Here is a 2,500-nt window from a genome sequence, read left to right on the forward strand (position 1 = left end):
CAAACAGCGAAACGCCCGCTGTCTTTGGGGACAGCGGGCGTTCTGGGTATGGGATCGCGGTATTGGGAGTATGGGATGCGGGGACAGGATTTGAACCTGTGACCTTCAGGTTATGAGCCTGACGAGCTACCGGGCTGCTCCACCCCGCGTGGGTGTGATGGGGGTGATGGATGTCACCCTGAATGGGGTGTGTTGATTTGACTTTCGGTTGGGTGGCCTGGCGCTGACCGACTCTCCCGCCGCTTAAGCGGCAGTACCATAGGCGCTGGAGTGTTTCACGGCCGAGTTCGGGATGGGATCGGGTGTTTCAACTCCGCGATAGGCACCAGGCCACCGAACCGAAAGGGTTCAGGTGGATGAGGAATGGTTGGTTATGAGTGATTTAGTAGCTGGTGGGGTTTGGTGCTGCGTGCGGTGTCCTCTTTTGGAGGACTGTTTATGTAGTGTGATGAGCCTATCGGGCTATTAGGACCGCTTAGCTGCATGCATTGCTGCACTTCCACAGGCGGCCTATCGACGTGATGGTCTATCACGGCCCTCAGGGAGACCTGGTTTTGAGGTGGGTTTCCCGCTTAGATGCTTTCAGCGGTTATCCCGTCCGCACTTAGCTACCCAGCTGTGCCACTGGCGTGACAACTGGTGCACCAGAGGTACGTCCATCCCGGTCCTCTCGTACTAGGGACAGATCCTCTCAAGTCTCCAACACCCACAGCAGATAGGGACCGAACTGTCTCACGACGTTCTAAACCCAGCTCACGTACCGCTTTAATCGGCGAACAGCCGAACCCTTGGGACCTGCTCCAGCCCCGGGATGCGATGAGCCGACATCGAGGTGCCAAACCTCCCCGTCGATGTGGACTCTTGGGGGAGATCAGCCTGTTATCCCTAGAGTACCTTTTATCCGTTGAGCGATGGCCCTCCCACGAGGGACCACCGGATCACTAAGGCCGACTTTCGTCTCTGTTCGCGCTGTCACGCTCACAGTCAGGCGGGCTTATGCCTTTGCACTCAACAGCCGATGTCCGACCGGCTTGAGCCCACCATCGCGCGCCTCCGTTACACTTTAGGAGGCGACCGCCCCAGTCAAACTGCCCGCCACGCAGGGTCCCGGCCCGGGATAACCAGGCTCGGTTAGACGCCAAAAAGGCACAGGGTGGTATTTCAAGGTTGGCTCCACACAAGCTAGCGCCCATGCTTCAAAGCCTCCCACCTATCCTACACAGTCCCTTCCTGGCGCCACTGCGAAGTTGCAGTAAAGGTTCATAGGGTCTTTCCGTCTAACTGCGGGTACCCCGCATCTTCACGGGGAATTCAATTTCGCTGAGTCTATGCTGGAGACAGTGGGGAGGTCGTTACGCCATTCGTGCAGGTCGGAACTTACCCGACAAGGAATTTCGCTACCTTAGGACCGTTATAGTTACGGCCGCCGTTTACCGGGGCTTCAGTTCGGAGCTTGCACTCCTCCCTTTAACCTTCCGGCACCGGGCAGGCGTCAGACCCTATACGTCATCTCTCGATTTCGCAGAGCCCTGTGTTTTTACTAAACAGTCGCCACCCCCTGCTTTGTGCCACCCCATCCTGCTTGCGCAAGACAGGGTCTCGCTTATCCCGAAGTTACGCGAGCAATTTGCCTAGTTCCTTCAGCATAGTTCTCTCAAGCGCCTTGGTATACTCTACCAGTCCACCTGTGTCGGTTTAGGGTACGGACCAATGCCAGAGCTATTTCCCGGACCCATCCAACTGCCACCCCAATCCGATAAGGGATGACAGAACTTCAAGGCCGTCACTTCTGGCGGGCTCAGGAATATTCACCTGATTCCCATCGGCTACGGCTGTCGCCCTCGCCTTAGGGGCCGGCTCACCCTGCGCGGATTAGCCTTGCGCAGGAACCCTTGGACTTTCGGCGAGAGGGTTTCTCACCCTCTTTATCGCTACTCATGTCCGCATTCGCACTTCCCATACCTCCAGCAAACCTCACGGTTCACCTTCGCAGGCCTAGGGAACGCTCCGCTACCACTCATCTTTCGATGAATCCACAGCTTCGGCAGATGGCTTGAGCCCCGTTACATTTTCGCCGCAAGACAGCTATTAGACCAGTGAGCTATTACGCTTTCTTTAAAGGATGGCTGCTTCTAAGCCAACCTCCTGGTTGTTTTGGCCGTCTCACATGCTTTCCCACTTAGCCATCATTTGGGGGCCTTAGCTGGTGGTCTGGGCTGTTTCCCTCTCGACAATGGACCTTAGCACCCACTGTCTGTCTGCCCGCCTGCACTCTTCGGCATTCGGAGTTCGGTAGGGTTTGGTAAGGCTTTGGGCCCCCCTAGCCCTTCCGGTGCTCTACCTCCGAAGGTGATCGACGGACGATCTACCTCAATAGATTTCGCGGAGAACCAGCTATTTCCGAGTTTGATTGGCCTTTCACCCCTAGCCACAGCTCATCCCCGACTTTTTCAACAGGCGTGGGTTCGGTCCTCCAGTGCGTGTTACCGCACCTTCAACC

1 tRNA gene and 2 rRNA genes (1 of these 3 cut by a window edge) are annotated in these 2,500 nt (G+C 56.6%); all 3 read right to left on the reverse strand.

The window, feature by feature from the left end:
- Positions 1 to 75: 75 nt before the first annotated feature.
- Positions 76 to 149, reverse strand: a tRNA-Met gene (locus tag KHU32_RS22880).
- Between the two features lie 66 nt (positions 150 to 215).
- Positions 216 to 330, reverse strand: a 5S ribosomal RNA gene (gene rrf, locus KHU32_RS22885).
- A 114-nt stretch (positions 331 to 444) separates the two neighbouring features.
- Positions 445 to 2,500: ribosomal RNA gene (locus tag KHU32_RS22890) — 23S ribosomal RNA — on the reverse strand (it continues 681 nt past the right edge of the window).

Origin of the sequence: Roseococcus pinisoli (assembly GCF_018413645.1) — a bacterium.
Classification (GTDB): Bacteria; Pseudomonadota; Alphaproteobacteria; order Acetobacterales; family Acetobacteraceae; genus Roseococcus; species Roseococcus pinisoli.